General features: G+C 50.4%; 19 protein-coding genes. 16 read left to right on the plus strand and 3 right to left on the minus strand.

All coding sequences use genetic code 11. The features are described 5' to 3' along the window. Positions 1 to 5 precede the first annotated feature (5 nt). The 12 genes from K0335_RS00275 to ogrK all read left to right on the plus strand — a co-directional run bounded on the left by K0335_RS00275 (position 6) and on the right by ogrK (position 10,275). Positions 6 to 1,826 carry a phage tail protein gene (locus tag K0335_RS00275; RefSeq protein WP_181673002.1) on the plus strand — a complete coding sequence of 607 codons (1,821 nt, stop codon included), beginning with the start codon at positions 6 to 8 and terminating at the stop codon, positions 1,824 to 1,826. Next, on the plus strand, positions 1,826 to 2,404 hold the full coding sequence (locus K0335_RS00280) for a tail fiber assembly protein (RefSeq protein ID WP_104919613.1): 579 nt from the start codon (positions 1,826 to 1,828) through the stop codon (positions 2,402 to 2,404). Before K0335_RS00275 ends, K0335_RS00280 begins: the two co-directional genes overlap by 1 nt. A 10-nt stretch (positions 2,405 to 2,414) precedes the next feature. Next, the gene (locus K0335_RS00285) at positions 2,415 to 2,687 is read left to right on the plus strand and encodes a hypothetical protein (RefSeq protein ID WP_104919614.1); all 273 of its coding nucleotides are present in this window, start codon (positions 2,415 to 2,417) and stop codon (positions 2,685 to 2,687) included. Positions 2,688 to 2,889: 202 nt separating this feature from the next. Continuing rightward, on the plus strand, positions 2,890 to 3,222 hold the full coding sequence (locus K0335_RS00290) for a FlxA-like family protein (RefSeq protein WP_001317460.1): 333 nt from the start codon (positions 2,890 to 2,892) through the stop codon (positions 3,220 to 3,222). Between the two features lie 450 nt (positions 3,223 to 3,672). Next, positions 3,673 to 4,863: a phage tail sheath protein gene (locus K0335_RS00295; RefSeq protein WP_001286725.1), complete on the plus strand. Its 1,191-nt coding sequence runs from the start codon at positions 3,673 to 3,675 to the stop codon at positions 4,861 to 4,863. Positions 4,864 to 4,875: 12 nt separating this feature from the next. Beyond that, positions 4,876 to 5,394 carry a phage major tail tube protein gene (locus K0335_RS00300; RefSeq protein WP_001251408.1) on the plus strand — a complete coding sequence of 173 codons (519 nt, stop codon included), beginning with the start codon at positions 4,876 to 4,878 and terminating at the stop codon, positions 5,392 to 5,394. A 56-nt stretch (positions 5,395 to 5,450) separates the two neighbouring features. Beyond that, positions 5,451 to 5,726 carry a phage tail assembly protein gene (locus K0335_RS00305; RefSeq protein ID WP_001031303.1) on the plus strand — a complete coding sequence of 92 codons (276 nt, stop codon included), beginning with the start codon at positions 5,451 to 5,453 and terminating at the stop codon, positions 5,724 to 5,726. Then, positions 5,723 to 5,878 carry a GpE family phage tail protein gene (locus K0335_RS00310; protein WP_000143830.1) on the plus strand — a complete coding sequence of 52 codons (156 nt, stop codon included), beginning with the start codon at positions 5,723 to 5,725 and terminating at the stop codon, positions 5,876 to 5,878. The genes K0335_RS00305 and K0335_RS00310 overlap by 4 nt, the downstream gene beginning before the upstream one ends. Further along, positions 5,871 to 8,318 carry a phage tail tape measure protein gene (locus K0335_RS00315; RefSeq protein WP_169710550.1) on the plus strand — a complete coding sequence of 816 codons (2,448 nt, stop codon included), beginning with the start codon at positions 5,871 to 5,873 and terminating at the stop codon, positions 8,316 to 8,318. The genes K0335_RS00310 and K0335_RS00315 overlap by 8 nt, the downstream gene beginning before the upstream one ends. Positions 8,319 to 8,332: 14 nt before the next feature. Further along, positions 8,333 to 8,812 (plus strand): phage tail protein, encoded by a 480-nt coding sequence (locus K0335_RS00320; RefSeq protein ID WP_000978908.1) that lies wholly within the window; start codon positions 8,333 to 8,335, stop codon positions 8,810 to 8,812. After that, complete coding sequence (locus K0335_RS00325; protein ID WP_104919616.1) at positions 8,812 to 9,975, plus strand: phage late control D family protein; 1,164 nt, start codon at positions 8,812 to 8,814, stop codon at positions 9,973 to 9,975. Before K0335_RS00320 ends, K0335_RS00325 begins: the two co-directional genes overlap by 1 nt. A gap of 81 nt (positions 9,976 to 10,056) precedes the next feature. After that, complete coding sequence (ogrK, locus tag K0335_RS00330) at positions 10,057 to 10,275, plus strand: prophage transcriptional regulator OgrK (RefSeq protein ID WP_000468308.1); 219 nt, start codon at positions 10,057 to 10,059, stop codon at positions 10,273 to 10,275. Between the two features lie 319 nt (positions 10,276 to 10,594). Here the strand turns inward: ogrK and pflB are convergent, their stop codons facing one another. The 3 genes from pflB to ycaO all read right to left on the minus strand — a co-directional run bounded on the left by pflB (position 10,595) and on the right by ycaO (position 15,955). Next, the gene (gene pflB / locus K0335_RS00335; protein WP_001292805.1) at positions 10,595 to 12,877 is read right to left on the minus strand and encodes a formate C-acetyltransferase; all 2,283 of its coding nucleotides are present in this window, start codon (positions 12,875 to 12,877) and stop codon (positions 10,595 to 10,597) included. A gap of 55 nt (positions 12,878 to 12,932) precedes the next feature. After that, positions 12,933 to 13,790, minus strand: a complete 858-nt coding sequence (gene focA, locus K0335_RS00340; RefSeq protein ID WP_002431623.1) for a formate transporter FocA — start codon at positions 13,788 to 13,790, stop codon at positions 12,933 to 12,935. 404 nt (positions 13,791 to 14,194) lie between these two features. Further along, entirely contained in the window at positions 14,195 to 15,955 is a 1,761-nt protein-coding gene (ycaO, locus tag K0335_RS00345; RefSeq protein WP_104919617.1) for a 30S ribosomal protein S12 methylthiotransferase accessory factor YcaO, read from the minus strand. A gap of 129 nt (positions 15,956 to 16,084) precedes the next feature. Between ycaO and K0335_RS00350 the strand changes: the two genes are divergently transcribed. The 4 genes from K0335_RS00350 to cmk all read left to right on the plus strand — a co-directional run bounded on the left by K0335_RS00350 (position 16,085) and on the right by cmk (position 20,272). Then, positions 16,085 to 16,777 carry a DUF421 domain-containing protein gene (locus K0335_RS00350; protein WP_160193982.1) on the plus strand — a complete coding sequence of 231 codons (693 nt, stop codon included), beginning with the start codon at positions 16,085 to 16,087 and terminating at the stop codon, positions 16,775 to 16,777. Positions 16,778 to 16,966: 189 nt separating this feature from the next. Beyond that, a complete protein-coding gene (gene serC / locus K0335_RS00355) occupies positions 16,967 to 18,055 on the plus strand; it encodes a 3-phosphoserine/phosphohydroxythreonine transaminase (RefSeq protein ID WP_219393685.1) in 1,089 nt (362 codons plus the stop codon). Positions 18,056 to 18,124: 69 nt separating this feature from the next. Beyond that, a complete protein-coding gene (gene aroA / locus K0335_RS00360) occupies positions 18,125 to 19,402 on the plus strand; it encodes a 3-phosphoshikimate 1-carboxyvinyltransferase (protein ID WP_104919618.1) in 1,278 nt (425 codons plus the stop codon). A 186-nt stretch (positions 19,403 to 19,588) separates the two neighbouring features. Further along, positions 19,589 to 20,272, plus strand: coding sequence for a (d)CMP kinase (cmk, locus tag K0335_RS00365; protein WP_000125009.1), 684 nt, complete (start codon positions 19,589 to 19,591; stop codon positions 20,270 to 20,272). The last annotated feature ends 10 nt before the right edge of the window (positions 20,273 to 20,282 follow it).

Consider the following 20,282-nt stretch of genomic DNA (forward strand, 5'->3'; position numbering starts at 1 on the left):
GAATAATGAGCGCAAAGTTCCAAACCGTTATCACTACTGCCGGTGCAGCAAAGCTGGCAGCGGCGACTGCACCGGGAGGCAGGAAGGTCAACATTACCACGATGGCAGTCGGGGACGGTGGCGGTCAATTGCCGGTGCCGGATGCCGGACAGACAAAACTTGTTAATGAGGTCTGGCGACATGCCCTGAATAAAATCAGTCAGGACAATCGACACAGTAATTATATTATCGCAGAGCTGGTCATCCCGCCGGAGGTGGGCGGTTTCTGGATGCGTGAACTTGGTCTGTACGATGATACCGGTGCGTTAATTGCCGTGGCGAACATGGCCGAAAGTTATAAACCCGCTCTTGCCGAAGGCTCAGGGCGTTCGCAGACCTGCCGCATGGTCATCATCGTCAGCAGTGTGGCCTCAGTGGATCTGACCATCGACACCACAACGGTGATGGCGACGCAGGATTACGTTGATGACAAAATTGCAGAGCACGAACAGTCACGACGCCACCCGGACGCCTCACTGACTGCAAAAGGTTTTACTCAGTTAAGCAGCGCGACCAATAGTGAATCTGAAACGCTGGCCGCAACGCCGAAGGCGGTTAAGGCAGCGTATGACCTTGCTAACGGAAAATATACCGCTCAGGACGCGAGCACGGGGCGCAAAGGTCTTGTTCAGCTAAGTAGTGCCATCAACAGCGAATCTGAGACGCTCGCAGCAACGCCAAAGGCGGTTAAGACAGCATATGATCTTGCTAATGGCAAATACACCGCACAGGACGCCACCACAGCGCGAAAAGGTCTTGTCCAGCTAAGTAGTGCCACCAACAGCGATTCTGAAACGCTTGCCGCGACTCCGAAAGCAGTGAAAGCTGCTAATGACAATGCAAACGGGCGTGTGCCTTCAGGACGTAAGGTTAATGGCAAACCACTGAACAATGATGTCAATGTTACATCGCAGGATATTTTTAACGGTCAGAGTATTGAGATTGGTGCAAACCAGAATCTGGATAATTACAAAACACCGGGGCTGTACCATCAGCCACTGAATGCCAATACAAGCGCAGTGCTGAAATACCCGGAGAATCTTTCAGGTACTCTGGTTGTGCTTAAAAATGCCGGAATAACACAAATTTACTATGTGTATAACACATCCAGAAGCTATATCCGCAGCCAGTACTCAACGGGTGGCTGGACACCATGGACGCCGCAGGATTCATTTCCGGTAGGTGCGGCGATTCCGTGGCCTTCTGATTCAGTACCTACAGGCTATGCCATTATGCAGGGGCAGACTTTTGACAAGGCAGCCTATCCCCTGCTTGCAGGAGCTTATCCGTCAGGAGTGATTCCCGATATGCGTGGCTGGACAATCAAGGGCAAACCCGCCAGTGGTCGCGCCGTATTGTCACAGGAGCAGGACGGTATTAAATCTCACACCCACAGTGCCAGTGCATCCAGTACGGATTTGGGGACGAAAACAACCAGTTCGTTTGATTACGGCACGAAGACAGTCAGTACGTTTAACCATGGCACCAAAACCACCAATACAACAGGTAACCATACTCATACTATTTACAGGGGTAATGCCAGAACCAACAGTGAAACCGGTTATACGGGTTTTGATAATCCATCATTTAATGGAACATCAAGTGCAGCAGGGAACCATGCTCATACTGTTGACATTGGTCAACATAACCACACGGTTGGCATTGGTGCCCATGCACACACTGTGGCATTGGGGGCGCACGGACATACCATCACGGTTAACGCCACGGGTAATGCGGAAAACACCGTCAAAAACATCGCATTTAACTATATTGTGAGGCTTGCATAATGACTTTCAGAATGAGTGCAGAGGCACAAACTATTCGTGTATTTAATTTACTGGATGGAAGCAATGAATTTATTGGCGAAAGCGATGCATATATTCCGCCGCATACTGGTCTGCCTGCAAATAGTACAGACATTGCACCTCCAGATATTCCGGCTGGCTATGCTGCCGTTTTCAATGCAGACGAAATGAAATGGCATTTGATAGAGGATCATCGTGGGAAAACTGTCTATGAAACAAAAACAGGAGCAGCCATATATATTTCTGAACTTGGTGCATTATCACCTGACGTGACAGCCATTTCCCCGGATGGGGATTATCAGAAATGGAACGGAAATGCGTGGGTGAATGATGAGAATGCAGAGCGTGATGCACTTGTCAGAGCGGCGGAGTCTCAGAAGAAAGAGCAGATTGCATATGCCGGTGAAATTATTGCCACGCTGCAGGATGCTGTCGATTTAGATATGGCTACCGAGGAAGAAAAGTTAAGTCTGACACACTGGAAAAAATACCGTGTGCTACTGAATCGCGTTCAGCCGGAAGATGCTCCGGATATAGAATGGCCTGAAATGCCACAATAAATCGTATTAGATCTGGTGTGAGATTACTCATCTATGGCACAGAGTAAAAACTAATCTGACAGTCCGCTCTGTGCCAGGAGCAGCCATTGCTAAGCCCATCCTGTATTGTGCAGGTCAGCTCGTTTTTAAAGAGTCCGGCCATCATCTTACTGGTACAGACACCATATACTTTGTGACGGTCAGGCTACATATGCACAACTCAACTTATTCATCTATTTTTTGCTTTAGCATGTCAGTGTTGCTTTCTCGTCGGCGGGTGAGCGGTGACCTGACCTGTCGATAAAGGAACGTAGCACGTTTTATGCAACACCCGCATGCGGCAGAAAATTATTGCCGAACGTTTACCCCTGTCAACAAGCTTTACTTTCTGAGGCGCGCCAGCCCGCGAGGAAAACAATCTGAACATCAAACAATTAATGACACAAGAAATACGATTAAAGATTTTTTTGTGCATGCCGATAGTGCTTTTTTAAAAGGAGAAATCTATGTCTGTCACAATTCAGGGGAATACCTCAACCGTTATTTCAAACAACTCCGCCCCGGAAGGAACATCAGAAATAGCCAAAATCACAAGACAAATTCAGGTGCTGACTGAAAAGCTTGGGAAAATCTCATCGGAAGAGGGGATGACGACACAGCAGAAAAAAGAAATGGCTGCATTGGTACAGAAGCAAATTGAAAGCCTCAGGGCTCAACTGGAGCAGTTGTTAAGGCAGCAGGCAGAGAAAAAGAATAAAGACGCGACAGTTCAGCCTGATAAAAAAGAAGAGAAAAAAGACGATACAAATACCGCTGGCACCATTGATATTTACGTCTAAGTGACAGCCGTATTGTGGCCCTCATCGGGCCACTTTTCGCCATCAGCCTTTTCTTTAAAGACATATTATCTTTGTATCATTTCTGATAGTTAACATTACAAGATATAAGTAATGGACGCACTCCCAATTAGTCTATTTACATCGCCACGAGTTTAACTGACAACCCATGATCAATTATGAATTGCAACTATTTCTGTAGTCACTTTTGTGGGGACAGTCCACAAAACTGCCAACTTCCGCTTCTTGCTCAAAGCAGACTGTCAGATTTGACAGGGTTTTGGTTACGTAATTTGTCAGTTGGAAACTGAGTGAGTACAAATCAAGGCAGGCGGGCTGATTGCCCGCCTTTTCTTTATCTGTTGTTTCATCCACTGACCAGTCAGGTCAAATAGCGTCTCATGCACTGCCCAACAGACAATAGTTGCACCCATTAACCACGGAGTTAAACGGATGAGTGACTATCATCACGGCGTGCAGGTGCTGGAGATTAACGACGGCACCCGCGTCATTTCCACCGTATCCACTGCCATTGTCGGCATGGTCTGCACGGCCAGCGATGCGGATGCGGAAACCTTCCCCCTCAATAAACCGGTGCTGATTACCAATGTGCAGAGCGCAATTGCAAAGGCTGGTAAAAAAGGCACGCTGGCGGCATCGTTGCAGGCCATCGCCGACCAGTCAAAACCGGTCACCGTTGTCGTGCGTGTGGAAGACGGCACCGGCGACGACGAGGAAACGAAACTCGCGCAGACCGTTTCCAATATCATCGGCACCACCGACGAAAACGGTCAGTACACCGGACTGAAAGCCCTGATGGGGGCTGAGTCGGTTACCGGCGTTAAACCGCGCATTCTTGGTGTGCCGGGGCTGGACACCAAAGAGGTGGCTGTTGCACTGGCATCGGTATGCCAGGAACTGAATGCATTCGGGTATATCAGCGCATGGGGCTGTAAAACCATTTCCGAGGTGAAAGCCTACCGCCAGAATTTCAGCCAGCGTGAGCTGATGGTCATCTGGCCGGATTTCCTCGCATGGGATACGGTCACCAGTACCACCGCCACCGCGTATGCCACCGCCCGTGCGCTGGGTCTGCGCGCTAAAATCGACCAGGAGCAGGGCTGGCATAAAACGCTGTCCAACGTCGGGGTAAACGGTGTTACCGGCATCAGCGCATCTGTATTCTGGGATTTGCAGAAGTCCGGCACTGATGCTGACCTGTTGAACGAGGCAGGCGTCACAACGCTGGTTCGCCGCGACGGTTTCCGATTCTGGGGTAACCGTACCTGCTCCGATGACCCGCTGTTCCTCTTTGAAAGCTACACCCGCACCGCGCAGGTACTGGCCGACACTATGGCTGAGGCGCACATGTGGGCTATTGATAAGCCCATCACCGCAACGCTGATTCGCGACATCATTGACGGCATCAATGCCAAATTCCGTGAGCTGAAAAACAACGGTTATATCGTGGATGGCACATGCTGGTTCAGCGAAGAATCCAACGATGCGGAAACCCTCAAGGCCGGAAAACTGTATATCGACTACGACTATACCCCGGTGCCTCCTCTTGAAAATCTGACCCTGCGCCAGCGTATTACTTCCAGATACCTGGCAAGTCTGGTCACTTCGGTTAACAGCAATTAAGGAGCCTGACCGATGGCAATGCCGCGCAAACTCAAGTTAATGAACGTCTTTCTGAACGGCTACAGCTATCAGGGCGTCGCGAAGTCCGTCACGCTACCAAAACTGACCCGTAAGCTTGAAAACTATCGCGGTGCGGGGATGAACGGCAGCGCACCGGTAGACCTCGGCCTTGATGACGATGCGCTGTCAATGGAGTGGTCGCTCGGTGGCTTCCCGGATTCGGTTATCTGGGAGCTTTACGCCGCAACCGGTGTGGATGCCGTACCGATTCGTTTTGCAGGCTCTTACCAGCGCGACGATACCGGCGAAACGGTGGCCGTCGAGGTGGTCATGCGTGGACGTCAGAAAGAAATCGACACCGGCGAGGGCAAACAGGGAGAAGACACCGAGTCGAAAATCTCCGTGGTCTGCACCTATTTCCGGCTGACGATGGACGGTAAGGAGCTGGTCGAAATCGACACCATCAACATGATTGAGAAGGTGAACGGCGTCGACCGGCTGGAGCAACACCGCCGCAATATCGGCCTGTGATTTTCATCCGGTCAGCCTGGCTGACCGGTTAACCCCGATTCAGAAGTGAGAAAACCATGAACAAAGAAAATGTGATTACCCTGGACAATCCGGTCAAGCGTGGTGAGCAGGTTATCGAACAGGTCACGCTGATGAAACCTAATGCCGGGACGCTGCGCGGTGTCAGTCTGGCTGCGGTCGCAAACTCCGAAGTCGATGCACTGATTAAAGTGCTGCCGCGCATGACGGCACCGATGCTGACCGAGCAGGAGGTCGCCGCACTGGAACTGCCTGACCTTGTGGCGCTGGCCGGTAAGGTGGTCGGTTTTTTGTCGCCGAACTCGGTGCAGTGACGTTCCCGAAAAATCTCTCGGTCGATGACCTGATGGCGGATGTGGCAGTGATATTTCACTGGCCGCCATCAGAACTGTATCCCATGAGCCTGACCGAACTCATCACATGGCGCGAAAAGGCGCTCCGGCGAAGCGGAAACACGAATGAGTAACAATGTAAAATTACAGGTATTGCTCAGGGCTGTTGACCAGGCATCCCGCCCGTTTAAATCCATCCGCACAGCGAGTAAGTCGCTGTCGGGGGATATCCGGGAAACACAAAAATCACTGCGCGAGCTGAACGGTCAGGCATCCCGTATTGAGGGATTTCGCAAGACCAGTGCACAGCTCGCCGTGACTGGTCATGCACTTGAAAAGGCACGGCAGGAGGCCGAAGCCCTTGCCACACAGTTTAAAAACACCGAACGTCCGACCCGTGCTCAGGCGAAAGTGCTGGAATCCGCAAAGCGTGCGGCGGAGGACTTACAGGCGAAATATAACCGCCTGACGGATTCCGTTAAACGCCAGCAACGGGAACTGGCCGTTGTGGGAATTAATACCCGCAATCTTGCACATGATGAGCAGGGACTGAAAAACCGTATCAGTGAAACCACCGCACAGCTTAACCGGCAGCGCGACGCGCTGGCGCGTGTCAGTGCGCAACAGGCAAAACTTAACGCAGTCAAACAGCGTTATCAGGCCGGAAAGGAACTGGCCGGAAATATGGCCTCAGTAGGCGCTGCCGGTGTGGGGATTGCGGCGGCGGGAACGATGGCCGGAGTTAAGTTGCTGATGCCCGGTTATGAGTTTGCGCAGAAAAACTCAGAATTGCAGGCTGTGCTCGGAGTGGCAAAAGATTCCGCCGAAATGGCCGCGCTACGCAAACAGGCGCGCCAGCTCGGCGACAACACAGCCGCCTCGGCGGATGATGCTGCCGGTGCACAGATTATCATTGCGAAAGCCGGTGGGGATGTTGATGCCATTCAGGCGGCAACGCCGGTCACGCTGAATATGGCGCTGGCGAACCGTCGCACGATGGAAGAAAACGCCGCCCTGCTGATGGGGATGAAATCTGCCTTTCAGCTTTCAAACGATAAGGTCGCTCATATCGGGGATGTTCTCTCCATGACGATGAACAAAACCGCCGCCGATTTTGACGGCATGAGCGATGCGCTGACCTATGCCGCACCTGTGGCAAAAAATGCCGGTGTCAGCATTGAAGAAACCGCCGCAATGGTCGGGGCGCTGCATGATGCAAAAATCACAGGCTCAATGGCGGGGACGGGAAGCCGTGCCGTGTTAAGCCGCCTGCAGGCACCGACGGGAAAAGCATGGGATGCACTCAAAGAGCTTGGCGTGAAAACCTCAGACAGTAAGGGGAATACCCGGCCAGTATTTACCATTCTGAAAGAAATGCAGGCCAGTTTTGAGAAAAACCGGCTCGGTACTGCCCAGCAGGCTGAATACATGAAAACTATTTTCGGGGAGGAGGCCAGCTCAGCCGCCGCTGTGCTGATGACTGCCGCGTCAACCGGAAAGCTGGACAAACTGACTGCTGCGTTTAAAGCCTCAGACGGGAAGACCGCAGAACTGGTAAATATCATGCAGGACAACCTCGGCGGTGACTTTAAGGAGTTTCAGTCCGCTTATGAGGCGGTGGGGACAGACCTGTTTGACCAGCAGGAAGGCGCACTGCGTAATCTCACGCAGACGGCCACAAAATATGTGTTAAAACTCGACGGCTGGATCCAGAAAAACAAATCACTGGCGTCAATCATCGGCCTCATTGTCGGTGGTGCACTGGCGCTGACTGGTGTCATCGGTGCCATTGGCCTCGTAGCCTGGCCGGTTATCACCGGCATCAATGCCATTATCGCAGCAGCAGGCGCAATGGGGGCAATCTTCACGACGGTTGGCAGTGCCGTTATGACGGCCATCGGGGCGATTAGCTGGCCGGTAGTGGCCGTGGTGGCCGCCATTGTCGCCGGAGCGTTACTTATCCGTAAATACTGGGAGCCTGTCAGCGCATTCTTTGGCGGTGTGGTGGAAGGGCTGAAAGCGGCATTTGCGCCGGTGGGGGAACTGTTCACGCCACTTAAGCCGGTGTTTGACTGGCTGGGTGAAAAGTTACAGGCCGCGTGGCAGTGGTTTAAAAACCTGATTGCCCCGGTCAAAGCCACCCAGGACACCCTGAACCGTTGCCGTGACACGGGCGTCATGTTCGGGCAGGCACTGGCTGACGCGCTGATGCTGCCGCTTAATGCGTTCAACAAACTGCGCAGTGGTATTGACTGGGTACTGGAAAAACTCGGTGTCATCAACAAAGAGTCAGGCACACTTGACCAGACCGCCGCAAGGACTAATGCCGCCACGTATGGCACCGGTGGTTATATTCCGGCGACCAGCTCTTATGCAGGCTATCAGGCTTATCAGCCGGTCACGGCACCGGCTGGTCGCTCTTATGTGGACCAGAGTAAAAACGAATATCACATCAGCCTGAAGGGCGGTACTGCGCCGGGGGCACAGCTTGACCGCCAGTTACAGGATGCGCTCGAAAAATACGAGCGGGATAAACGTGCGCGCGCCCGTGCCAGCATGATGCATGACGGTTAAGGAGGTGACGAAAAATGATGCTCGCGTTAGGTATGTTTGTTTTTATGCGCCAGACGCTGCCACACCAGACCATGCAGCGTGAATCAGATTATCGCTGGCCGTCAAATTCCCGTATCGGTAAACGGGATGCCTACCAGTTTCTCGGTGTGGGTGAAGAAAACATCACGCTTGCCGGTGTGCTTTATCCTGAACTGACCGGCGGAAAGCTGACGATGACCACGCTCAGACTGATGGCAGAGGAAGGCCGGGCGTGGCCGTTGCTGGATGGCACCGGCATGATTTACGGCATGTATGTCATCAGCAGGGTGAGTGAAACAGGGAGTATTTTCTTTGCAGACGGCACACCCCGGAAAATTGATTTTACGCTGTCACTCACCCGCGTTGATGAATCACTGGCCGCGCTTTATGGCGATATCGGTAAACAGGCGGAATCGCTCATCGGTAAGGCTGGCAGTATGGCGACCAGATTCACGGGTATGACGGGGGCGGGATAATGCTGGATGCGCTGACATTTGATGCAGGCAGTACGCTGACGCCGGATTACATGCTGATGCTCGACAGCAGGGATATTACCGGCAATATCAGCGACCGTCTGATGAGTATGATCCTGACGGATAACCGGGGTTTTGAGGCTGACCAGCTTGATATTGAACTGAACGATGCCGACGGGCAGGTCGGGCTGCCGGTTCGTGGCGCTGTCCTGACGGTGTATATCGGCTGGAAAGGTTTTGCCCTGGTATGCAAAGGGAAATTCACCGTTGATGAGGTAGAACACCGGGGCGCGCCGGATGTGGTCACCATCCGGGCCCGGAGTGCAGATTTTCGTGGCACGCTCAATTCCCGCCGTGAAGGCTCCTGGCATGACACCACGCTCGGTGCGATTGTTGAGGCGATAGCCTCCCGTAACAGGCTGGAAGCCAGTGTCGCTCCGTCACTGGCCGGAATTAAAATCCCGCACATCGACCAGTCGCAGGAGTCTGATGCGAAATTCCTGACCCGTCTTGCAGAACGCAACGGCGGTGAGGTGTCGGTAAAAATGGGAAAACTGTTGTTTCTCAAAGCGGGGCAGGGGGTGACGGCCAGCGGTAAAAAAATCCCGCAGGTCACCATAACCCGCAGCGACGGCGACCGCCATCATTTTGCGATTGCTGACCGTGGAGCCTATACCGGCGTAACGGCAAAGTGGTTACACACCAAAGACCCGAAACCGCAAAAGCAGAAGGTAAAACTGAAACGCAAAAAGAAAGAGAAACACCTGCGCGCACTGGAGCACCCGAAAGCGAAACCGGTCACGCAGAAGAAAGCGCCAAAAGTACCGGAAGCGCGCGAAGGTGAATACATGGCCGGTGAGGCTGACAACATTTTTGCCCTGACCACGGTATATGCCACAAAAGCGCAGGCCATGCGTGCCGCTCAGGCGAAGTGGGATAAGCTGCAACGGGGTGTTGCGGAGTTCTCCATCAGCCTTGCTACTGGTCGGGCAGATATTTACACGGAAACGCCGGTCAGAGTGTCAGGCTTTAAGCGCGTCATAGACGAGCAGGACTGGACAATCACTAAGGTGACACATTTTCTCAATAATAGCGGCTTCACGACGTCATTAGAGCTTGAGGTCAGGCTTTCTGATGTGGAGTACGAAACAGAAGATGAAGAGTGATGTATTTTATTTATCTATTTGTTTTATAAGGATAAATTGACTAGAATGGCAACATCAACAAAACCGGAAGAGGTGCTCGCGATGTTTCATTGTCCTTTATGCCAGCATGCCGCACATGCGCGTACAAGCCGCTATATCACTGACACGACAAAAGAGCGTTATCACCAGTGTCAGAACGTGAATTGCAGCGCCACGTTCATCACGTATGAGTCGGTACAGAGATACATCGTGAAGCCGGGAGAAGTCCACGCCGTAAGGCCGCACCCGTTGCCGTCAGGGCAGCAAATTATGTGGATGTAATTACAAACAGAAAGCCCCTCAGTCGAGGGGCTTTTTTGTCGATGTGGTCAATGTGTGGACGTGACCAGAAATAAATCCTTTTATTTCATGTGATTAGATATCAAAAAATGTCACCAATAACTGACATTGCGGTGTTTCTCCAGATGTGGCCCATCTGAGGCCGTGTTGGTGCGCAGCTCGAAGGCTACGTCGAGTCTGTTTTGGCAGTCACCTTAAAGTATAGATAGCTGACAAAAAAGGCTCACTGGTTAAAAAAAGGCCCCACTTTCGTGGAGCCTTTATTGTACTCGTTTTACTGTACGATTTCAGCGAAAACCAATTACATGGTTTGAGTGAAGGTACGGGTAATTACGTCCTGCTGCTGTTCTTTAGTCAGCGAGTTGAAACGTACTGCGTAGCCAGATACACGGATGGTCAGCTGCGGATATTTTTCCGGATTTTCCATCGCGTCGAGCAGCATTTCACGGTTCATCACGTTAACGTTCAGGTGCTGACCACCTTCGATGGATGCTTCGTGGTGGAAGTAACCATCCATCAGACCAGCCAGGTTGGTCTTACGAACTTCGTCGTCTTTACCCAGTGCGTTCGGAACGATAGAGAAGGTGTAGGAGATACCATCTTTAGCGTAAGCGAACGGCAGTTTAGCAACGGAAGTCAGAGACGCTACAGCACCTTTCTGGTCACGACCGTGCATCGGGTTAGCACCCGGTCCGAACGGCGCGCCAGCACGACGACCGTCTGGGGTGTTACCAGTTTTCTTACCATACACAACGTTAGAAGTGATGGTCAGAACAGACTGAGTCGGGATTGCGTCACGGTAGGTGTGCAGTTTCTGAATTTTCTTCATGAAACGTTCTACCAGGTCAACAGCCAGGTCATCTACACGCGGATCGTTGTTACCAAACTGCGGGTATTCGCCTTCGATTTCGAAGTCGATAGCCAGACCGTCTTCGTCACGAATCGGTTTAACTTTCGCATATTTGATTGCAGACAGGGAGTCAGCAGCAACGGACAGACCAGCGATACCACACGCCATGGTGCGGATAACGTCACGGTCGTGCAGCGCCATCAGAGAGGCTTCGTAGCTGTACTTGTCGTGCATGTAGTGGATGATGTTCAGTGCAGTGATGTACTGTTTAGCCAGCCAGTCCATGAAGTGATCCATGCGCTCCATCACTTCATCGTAGTTCAGGACGTCGCCTTTGATCGGTTCAGATTTCGGACCAACCTGCATTTTCAGTTTTTCGTCAACGCCGCCGTTGATTGCGTACAGCATGGTTTTCGCCAGGTTTGCACGCGCACCGAAGAACTGCATTTGTTTACCAACGATCATCGGGCTTACGCAGCAAGCGATAGCGTAGTCATCGTTGTTGAAGTCCGGACGCATCAGGTCATCGTTCTCATACTGCAGAGAAGAGGTGTCGATGGACACTTTAGCAGCGAATTTCTTGAAGTTCAGCGGCAGTTTTTCAGACCACAGAATGGTCATGTTCGGTTCCGGAGACGGACCCATGGTGTACAGGGTGTTCAGGAAACGGAAGCTGTTTTTGGTAACCAGGGTACGACCGTCGAGGCCCATACCACCGATAGATTCGGTTGCCCAGATCGGGTCGCCAGAGAACAGTTCATCGTATTCCGGGGTACGCAGGAAGCGAACCATACGCAGTTTCATGACCAGGTGGTCAACCATTTCCTGCGCTTCTTGTTCGGTGATCTTGCCAGCTTTCAGGTCACGTTCGATGTACACATCCAGGAAGGTGGAGGTACGACCGAAGGACATTGCAGCACCGTTCTGAGACTTAACAGCAGCCAGGTAGCCGAAGTAAGTCCACTGGATAGCTTCCTGAGCGTTGGTTGCCGGACCAGAGATGTCGTAGCCGTATTTGGCAGCCATTTCTTTCATCTGACCCAGAGCGCGGTGCTGTTCAGCAATTTCTTCACGCAGACGGATAGTTGCTTCCAGATTTACGCCATTTTCCAGATCTGCCTGCAGAGAGGTGAACTGAGCGTATTTGTCTTTCATCAGGTAGTCGATACCGTACAGCGCAACGCGACGGTAGTCACCAATGATACGGCCACGACCATAAGCATCTGGCAAACCGGTCAGAACCCCGGATTTACGGCAACGCAGGATGTCCGGAGTGTAAACGTCGAACACGCCCTGGTTGTGAGTTTTACGGTATTCAGTGAAGATTTTTTTGATCATCGGGTCCAGTTCGCGGTTGTACGCTTTGCAGGAACCTTCGATCATTTTGATACCACCGAACGGGATAAGAGCACGTTTCAGCGGAGCTTCAGTCTGCAGACCAACAATTTTTTCCAGCGCTTTGTTGATGTAGCCAGCGTCGTGGGAAGTGATGGTGGAAGCAACAGCGGTGTCAAAGTCAACTGGCGCGTGAGTGCGGTTTTCCAGTTTAACGCCTTCCATTACTTTGTCCCACAGGGTAGTGGTCGCGTCAGTAGCGCCAGCCAGGAAGGACTCGTCACCCTCGTACGGAGTGTAGTTTTTCTGGATGAAGTCACGGACGTTTACTTCATTCTGCCAGTCACCTTTGGTAAAACCTTCCCAGGCTGTGGCTAACTTTTCATTAAGCTCGGACATGTAACACCTACCTTCTTAAGTGGATTTTTTATTTACCGCGTGCAGAACATCTCAATTAGTGATGATCGTTATCACGCAGATAAATGACCCAGTATGTCAACCCAACCAACAAACCACCGCCAATAATGTTACCGATCGTAACCGGAATCAGGTTATCAGTGATGAAGCCCATCACGGTCAGGTGAGAAAAATTTTCCGGAGAAGAACCGATAGCGGTCCAGAATTCCGGTGATGCAAAGTCACGAATTACGATACCCATTGGGATCATAAACATGTTTGCGATGCTGTGTTCGAATCCACTGGCTACGAACATAGCGACAGGAAGAATCATGATAAACGATTTGTCCATCAGGCTACGGCCAGAGTAGCTCATCCACACAGCCAGACAGACCATCAGGTTTGCCAGGATACCGAGGGCAACAGCTTCAATAAAAGTATGGTGCATTTTATGATCGGCTGTTTGCAGGACGTTAAGTCCCCACTGACCATTCGCAGTCATATATTCGCCGGAAAGCCACATCAGCAGAACAAACAGTAATGCACCGATCAGGTTACCAAAATAGACATTAAGCCAGTTCTTCGCCAGTTGCCCCCAGGTGATGCGTCCACTGGCTTTAGCAACAACAATCAGAACTGTTGAAGTAAAGAGATCAGCACCACAAACAACACAAAGAATGAGGCCCAGAGAGAAGCAGATACCGCCAACCAGTTTTGCCATGCCATATGGCATCGCACCAGCACCTGTTGTTGCAGTGATATAGAAAACAAAAGCGATAGAGATGAATACACCAGCGGTAATCGCCAGATAGAAAGTCTTAAGCGGATGTTTCGTTGCTTTATAGACACCTGCTTCTTCGGCAACTTTGGCCATCGCAGCAGGAAGAATAAGATCAAAAGGGTTGTCAGCTTTCACACTAACTCTCTCTTTATTAAGTCGGCGACGAGATACTAACAAAGCATTATAGATGAGAATTTGATATAGATCATATCTCGCCTGGCTTATAGACCTGTAAGTCGCATGGTTTTTACGCAAAAAGTATTTAACTTGATGAATTATTTAATAAAAATAAATTTTAAAATTTAATAAATCAGTTGAATATTTTCGATAGTGCTCCTGAAAGTACGTTAATGGACAGAAAACAAAGACTAATAAAATAACAACATTGATAAATCTGGTTAAATATTGAATAACAATATTTAACTGAATAACTACATTTATTTCTGTTTAAATTTAATAAACAAGAAAGGGGCACAAAATGCGCCCCGTAATATAGCTCAGACAAGGAAATTAACCTACTCGCCGTTGTCTGTTTGCTTTCATTTTGTCCAGAATGTCGCTTTGGCGCGTTGCAGCTTTTCATAGGCCTTCAGCAGCGACTGATGTGCGGCGAATGCGTGCAGATCGCTATCTACCGGTTGCAGGCCGTAAAACGCCGCTTCGCCACTCATTGCCGCACTGGCGGCTTCTACCGCCTCCGCGCCGTACATGCGGATAAAAGCATTCAGATATTGCAGTGGCTGGCGATCTTCTTCCTGAGCCAGCAGCAGGAGGGTTTGCAGGCAGCGATAATAGTTTGCGCGTTCCGGGCTGAATACCGATGAGTTAAACTCCATCGTCCATTCGGTCCAGACCAGAGCCTGTTCCAGATCGCCACCAGCCAGCGCCAGCATAGCCTTTAATTCACCGATACGCAGAGTGTACCAGCCGTTATCCGGCCCGGTTGCCAGACCCAATAGCTCACGCACGCGGGTAAAGTCATCAAAACCTTCTTCATCCAGTTGATCGATGAGGTTCAGGTAATCTTCTTTTTCCCACTCGCTGCCTGGGAGTGAAAGAATCGTTTCACGTAAATGGCTGCCCATGCTGTTATTCGCTAACCATAAATCTTCAGCCGGATAAATATCGGATATGCCAGGCACGATAATACGACAAGCATAAACGCCCAGATGCTCGTAATCAGCAATATAAACTTCTTTATCTTCGTTGTTGAAGATAGCCATCAGCGTGGCAAACTCTTCTTCCGTGGTGCCGGAGAAATTCCAGTCCACAAACGGATAATCGGCATCCTGCTTGAACAGGTCCCAGGAGATTAAACCGCTGGAATCGATAAAGTGCGTTTCAAGGTTGGTATGTTCAGCAACTTCTTCATCATCGAAGGTTGGCGGAGTAAACACATCCAAATCTTTCAGGCCACGACCTTGCAGCAGCTCGGTCACGGTACGTTCCAGTGCTACGCCAAAATCAGGATGCGCACCGAAAGAGGCAAAGCAAGTGCCGTTAGCCGGATTGAACAGTACCACGCAAATCACTGGATACTGGCCGCCAAGCGAACCATCATAAGCAAAGATTGGGAAACCTTCCGCTTCCAGTGTTTCGATTGCTTCAACTACTGCAGGGTAACGTGCCAGCACGTCTGCCGGGATTTCCGGCAAGCTGATGCTTTCAGCAATAATGCGGTTTTTCACGTAGCGTTCGAAAACTTCGGACAACCCTTGAACGCGTGCTTCGTTGCGGGTATTGCCAGCGGACATACCGTTAGAAACGTACAAGTTACCAATGATATTCATCGGAATATAAACGGTCTGATTGTCGGACTGGCGCGTAAATGGCAGACCGCAAATACCACGATCTTCGTTACCGGATTGCAGGTCAATCAGCATGCTGCCGGTCAGTTCATTTTCAGGGTCGTAAAACGCGCGCAGACGGTCATCGAGCAGTCCTTCCGGCACATCGTCGTTTTCGGTCAGTGGGAACCATTTTTCGTTGGGATAATGCACGAACGGACCGTTGGCGATGGTTTCGCCCAGCCAGAAGTCAGCAAAAAAGTAGTTGGTTGAGAGACGCTCGAAATATTCACCGAGGGCAGATGCCAGCGCCGCTTTTTTGGTTGCGCCTTTACCGTTGGTAAAACACAGTGCGCACTCTTTGTCACGAATATGTACAGACCAGACGTTAGGCACGGGATTCAGCCAGGAGGCCTCTTCAATCTGAAAACCGAGGTCTGAAAGTTTTTGCTGGAAGCGAGCGATGGAATCTTCCAGAGCGGCATCTTTGCCGGGGATAAATGTTTGCGTCATGAAAATCACTTTAGTCGTACGGAAAGCGCGCAATAATACGGGTTTTATCTCAAAGGCGCTATCACCGCCGCCATGCCGATGAACTGTTGACTATGCTTTTAGCGGATAAACCACGATAAGAGCATAAAAATGAAGGCGTTCGATCTCCACCGTATGGCATTTGATAAAGTGCCTTTTGATTTCCTTGGCGAAGTTGCACTACGTAGTCTTTATACCTTTGTACTGGTCTTTTTATTCCTCAAAATGACCGGAAGACGCGGTGTGCGGCAGATGTCGCTTTTTGAAGTGTTAATCATTCTGACGCTGGGGTCAGCGGCGGGAGATGTGGCGTTTTATGATGATGTGCCGATGGTCCCGGTACTTATCGTCTTTATTACTCTGGCGTTGTTATACCGCCTGGTAATGTGGTTGATGGCGCACAGTGAAAAACTGGAGGATCTTCTGGAAGGCAAGCCGATTGTCATTATTGAGGATGGTGAGCTGGCCTGGTCGAAACTTAATAACTCCAACATGACGGAATTTGAGTTCTTTATGGAGCTGCGACTGCGTGGAGTGGAGCAGTTGGGGCAGGTACGTCTGGCGATTCTCGAAACCAACGGGCAAATCAGTGTCTATTTCTTTGAAGATGACAAGGTGAAACCGGGTTTACTTATTTTACCCAGTGACTGTACTCAGCGTTACAAAGTGGTACCGGAGTCGGCGGACTATGCCTGCATCCGTTGCAGTGAAATCATTCATATGAACGCGGGGGAAAAACAATTATGTCCGCGCTGTGCAAATCCAGAATGGACGAAGGCAAGCCGGGCGAAACGGGTGACCTGACAGGTTAAATCCCCTTTTTTATTTAAAATTCCGAAAGATTATGTTGCGTGACGAAGTGCTCATTTTTATTGTCGCCAGTATTACCCGTTGCGAGGCGTGTCGCTGAATGATAAAACCAATAGCCACAGGAATAACTTATACCCGACGTTCACTTTGTCGGGTATTAAAAATGAAACGTGGTGAGGGGAAATGGCTCAGGTATTCAATTTTAGTTCAGGCCCGGCAATGCTTCCGGCAGATGTGCTCAAGCAGGCGCAACAAGAGTTGTGTGACTGGAATGGTCTTGGTACATCCGTTATGGAAATTAGCCACCGTGGCAAAGAATTTATCAAAGTCGCAGAAGAAGCAGAGCACGATTTCCGCGAGCTGTTAAACGTTCCTTCAAACTATAAAGTACTCTTTTGCCATGGTGGTGGCCGTGGGCAATTTGCGGCGGTGCCACTGAATATACTTGGTGATAAGACTACCGCAGATTATGTTGATGCGGGCTACTGGGCGGCAAGCGCTATCAAAGAAGCGAAAAAATATTGCACGCCAAATGTGTTTGACGCCAAAGTAACCGTTGACGGTCTGCGCGCGGTGAAGCCAATGCGTGAATGGCAACTTTCTGATAACGCAGCTTACCTGCACTATTGCCCGAATGAAACTATTGATGGTATCGCCATTGACGAAACGCCAGACTTCGGTAACGAAGTGGTTGTCGCTGCCGATTTCTCATCAACCATTCTTTCTCGTCCAATCGATGTGAGCCGTTACGGCGTGATCTATGCTGGCGCGCAGAAAAATATCGGCCCAGCTGGTCTGACAATTGTCATTGTGCGTGAAGACTTGCTGGGTAAAGCGAATATCGCGTGTCCGTCGATTCTGGATTATTCCATCCTCAACGATAACGACTCCATGTTTAACACGCCGCCGACGTTTGCCTGGTACTTATCTGGCCTGGTCTTCAAATGGCTGAAAGCGAATGGTGGGGTGGCTGCAATGGATAAAATCAATCAGCAGAAAGCGGAGCTGCTTTACGGCGCCATTGATAACAGCGATTTTTACCGTAATGACGTAGCGAAAGCTAACCGTTCTCGGATGAACGTGCCGTTCCAGTTGGCGGACAATGCTCTCGATAAACTGTTCCTCGAAGAGTCTTTCGCTGCGGGGCTGCATGCGCTGAAAGGGCATCGCGTGGTCGGCGGTATGCGTGCGTCAATTTATAACGCAATGCTTCTGGAAGGTGTCATAGCCCTGACTGATTTTATGGCTGATTTCGAACGTCGCCACGGTTAAGGCATCTATTCTTATTATTACCCACAGTTATGCTGTGGGTTTTTGTTTCTGTCGTTGAGAGTTAAGTTCATGGAATCCCTGACGTTACAACCCATCGCCCGTGTCGATGGCACTATTAATCTGCCCGGTTCCAAGAGCGTTTCTAACCGCGCTTTATTGCTGGCGGCTTTGGCACACGGTAAAACAGTATTAACTAATCTGCTGGATAGCGATGATGTTCGCCATATGCTTAATGCGTTAAAGGCATTAGGGGTAAGCTATTCGCTTTCTACCGATCGTACACGTTGCGAGATCATCGGTAACGGTGGTCCATTACACGCAGAGAGTGCACTGGAGTTGTTCCTCGGTAATGCCGGAACGGCAATGCGTCCGCTGGCGGCAGCTCTTTGTCTGGGTAGCAATGATATTGTTCTGACCGGTGAACCGCGCATGAAAGAACGGCCGATTGGTCATCTTGTAGATGCGTTGCGCCAGGGCGGAGCGGGAATCACTTACCTGGAGCAAGAAAATTATCCACCGCTGCGTTTACAGGGCGGCTTTACTGGTGGCAACGTTGACGTTGATGGTTCCGTTTCCAGTCAATTCCTCACCGCACTATTAATGACTGCGCCGCTTGCGCCGGAAGATACAGTTATTCGTATTAAAGGTGATCTGGTTTCTAAACCTTATATCGATATCACCCTCAACCTGATGAAAACGTTTGGTGTTGAAGTTGAAAATCAGCGCTATCAACAATTTGTGGTGAAAGGTGGTCAATCTTATCAGTCACCGGGCAGCTATTTAGTGGAAGGGGATGCATCTTCGGCTTCTTACTTTCTTGCTGCGGCAGCGATCAAAGGTGGTACGGTAAAAGTGACGGGCATTGGACGCAATAGTATGCAAGGCGATATTCACTTTGCTGACGTACTGGAAAAAATGGGCGCGACCATTAGCTGGGGCGACGATTATATATCCTGCACACGCGGTGAACTGAACGGCATTGATATGGATATGAACCATATTCCCGATGCGGCGATGACCATTGCCACGACGGCGTTATTTGCAAAAGGCACCACCACGCTGCGCAATATCTATAACTGGCGTGTTAAAGAGACTGATCGCCTGTTTGCGATGGCAACAGAACTGCGTAAAGTCGGTGCGGAAGTAGAAGAGGGGCACGATTTTATTCGTATCACTCCACTGGAAAAACTGAAATTTGCCGAGATCGCGACTTATAACGATCACCGAATGGCGATGTGTTTTTCGCTTGTCGCCTTGTCAGATACGCCAGTGACAATTTTGGATCCTAAATGTACCGCCAAAACGTTCCCGGACTATTTTGAGCAGTTGGCTCGCATTAGTGCATAAACTCAGCCTTACCACCGCATCATCCGATGCGGTGATTTTCGTTCTCGTGACTCCTGCGTTGTTTATTTATTCTACAATCAGCTTCAATCATTCCGTATTTTGCACACAGCGTTAACGATTGCTGGCAAGGGCGCGTATAATGCGCCGCGTTTATGTTAACGGTACGCCTGTTTTAAGGAGATGAAGATGACGGCAATTGCCCCGGTAATTACCATTGATGGCCCAAGCGGTGCAGGAAAAGGCACCTTGTGCAAGGCAATGGCGGAAGCATTGCAATGGCATCTGTTGGATTCAGGAGCGATCTATCGTGTACTGGCATTGGCTGCCTTACATCACCATGTCGATGTTGCATCGGAAGACGCACTGGTACCGCTGGCTTCCCATCTTGATGTGCGCTTTATTTCAACTAACGGCAATCTGGAAGTTATCCTCGAAGGAGAAGACGTCAGCGGAGAAATCAGAACACAAGAAGTGGCGAATGCAGCATCACAAGTTGCTGCTTTTCCTCGTGTTCGTGAAGCTTTATTGCGTCGTCAGCGCGCGTTTCGCGAACTGCCCGGACTGATTGCCGACGGGCGTGACATGGGAACGGTGGTTTTTCCTGATGCGCCAGTAAAAATATTCCTTGATGCCTCCTCTGAAGAACGTGCGCATCGTCGCATGCTACAGTTGCAGGAGAAAGGCTTTAGTGTTAACTTTGAACGCCTTTTGGCCGAGATCAAAGAGCGTGATGACCGTGATCGTAATCGAGCGGTAGCCCCTCTGGTTCCGGCGGCTGATGCTTTAGTGTTAGATTCAACCACCTTAAGCATTGAGCAAGTGATTGAAAAAGCGTTACAATACGCGCGCCAAAAACTGGCTCTCGCATAAGCGACCGAAT

The sequence above is a fragment of the Escherichia sp. GZ89 genome (assembly GCF_019366485.1).
Classification (GTDB): Bacteria; Pseudomonadota; Gammaproteobacteria; order Enterobacterales; family Enterobacteriaceae; genus Escherichia; species Escherichia fergusonii.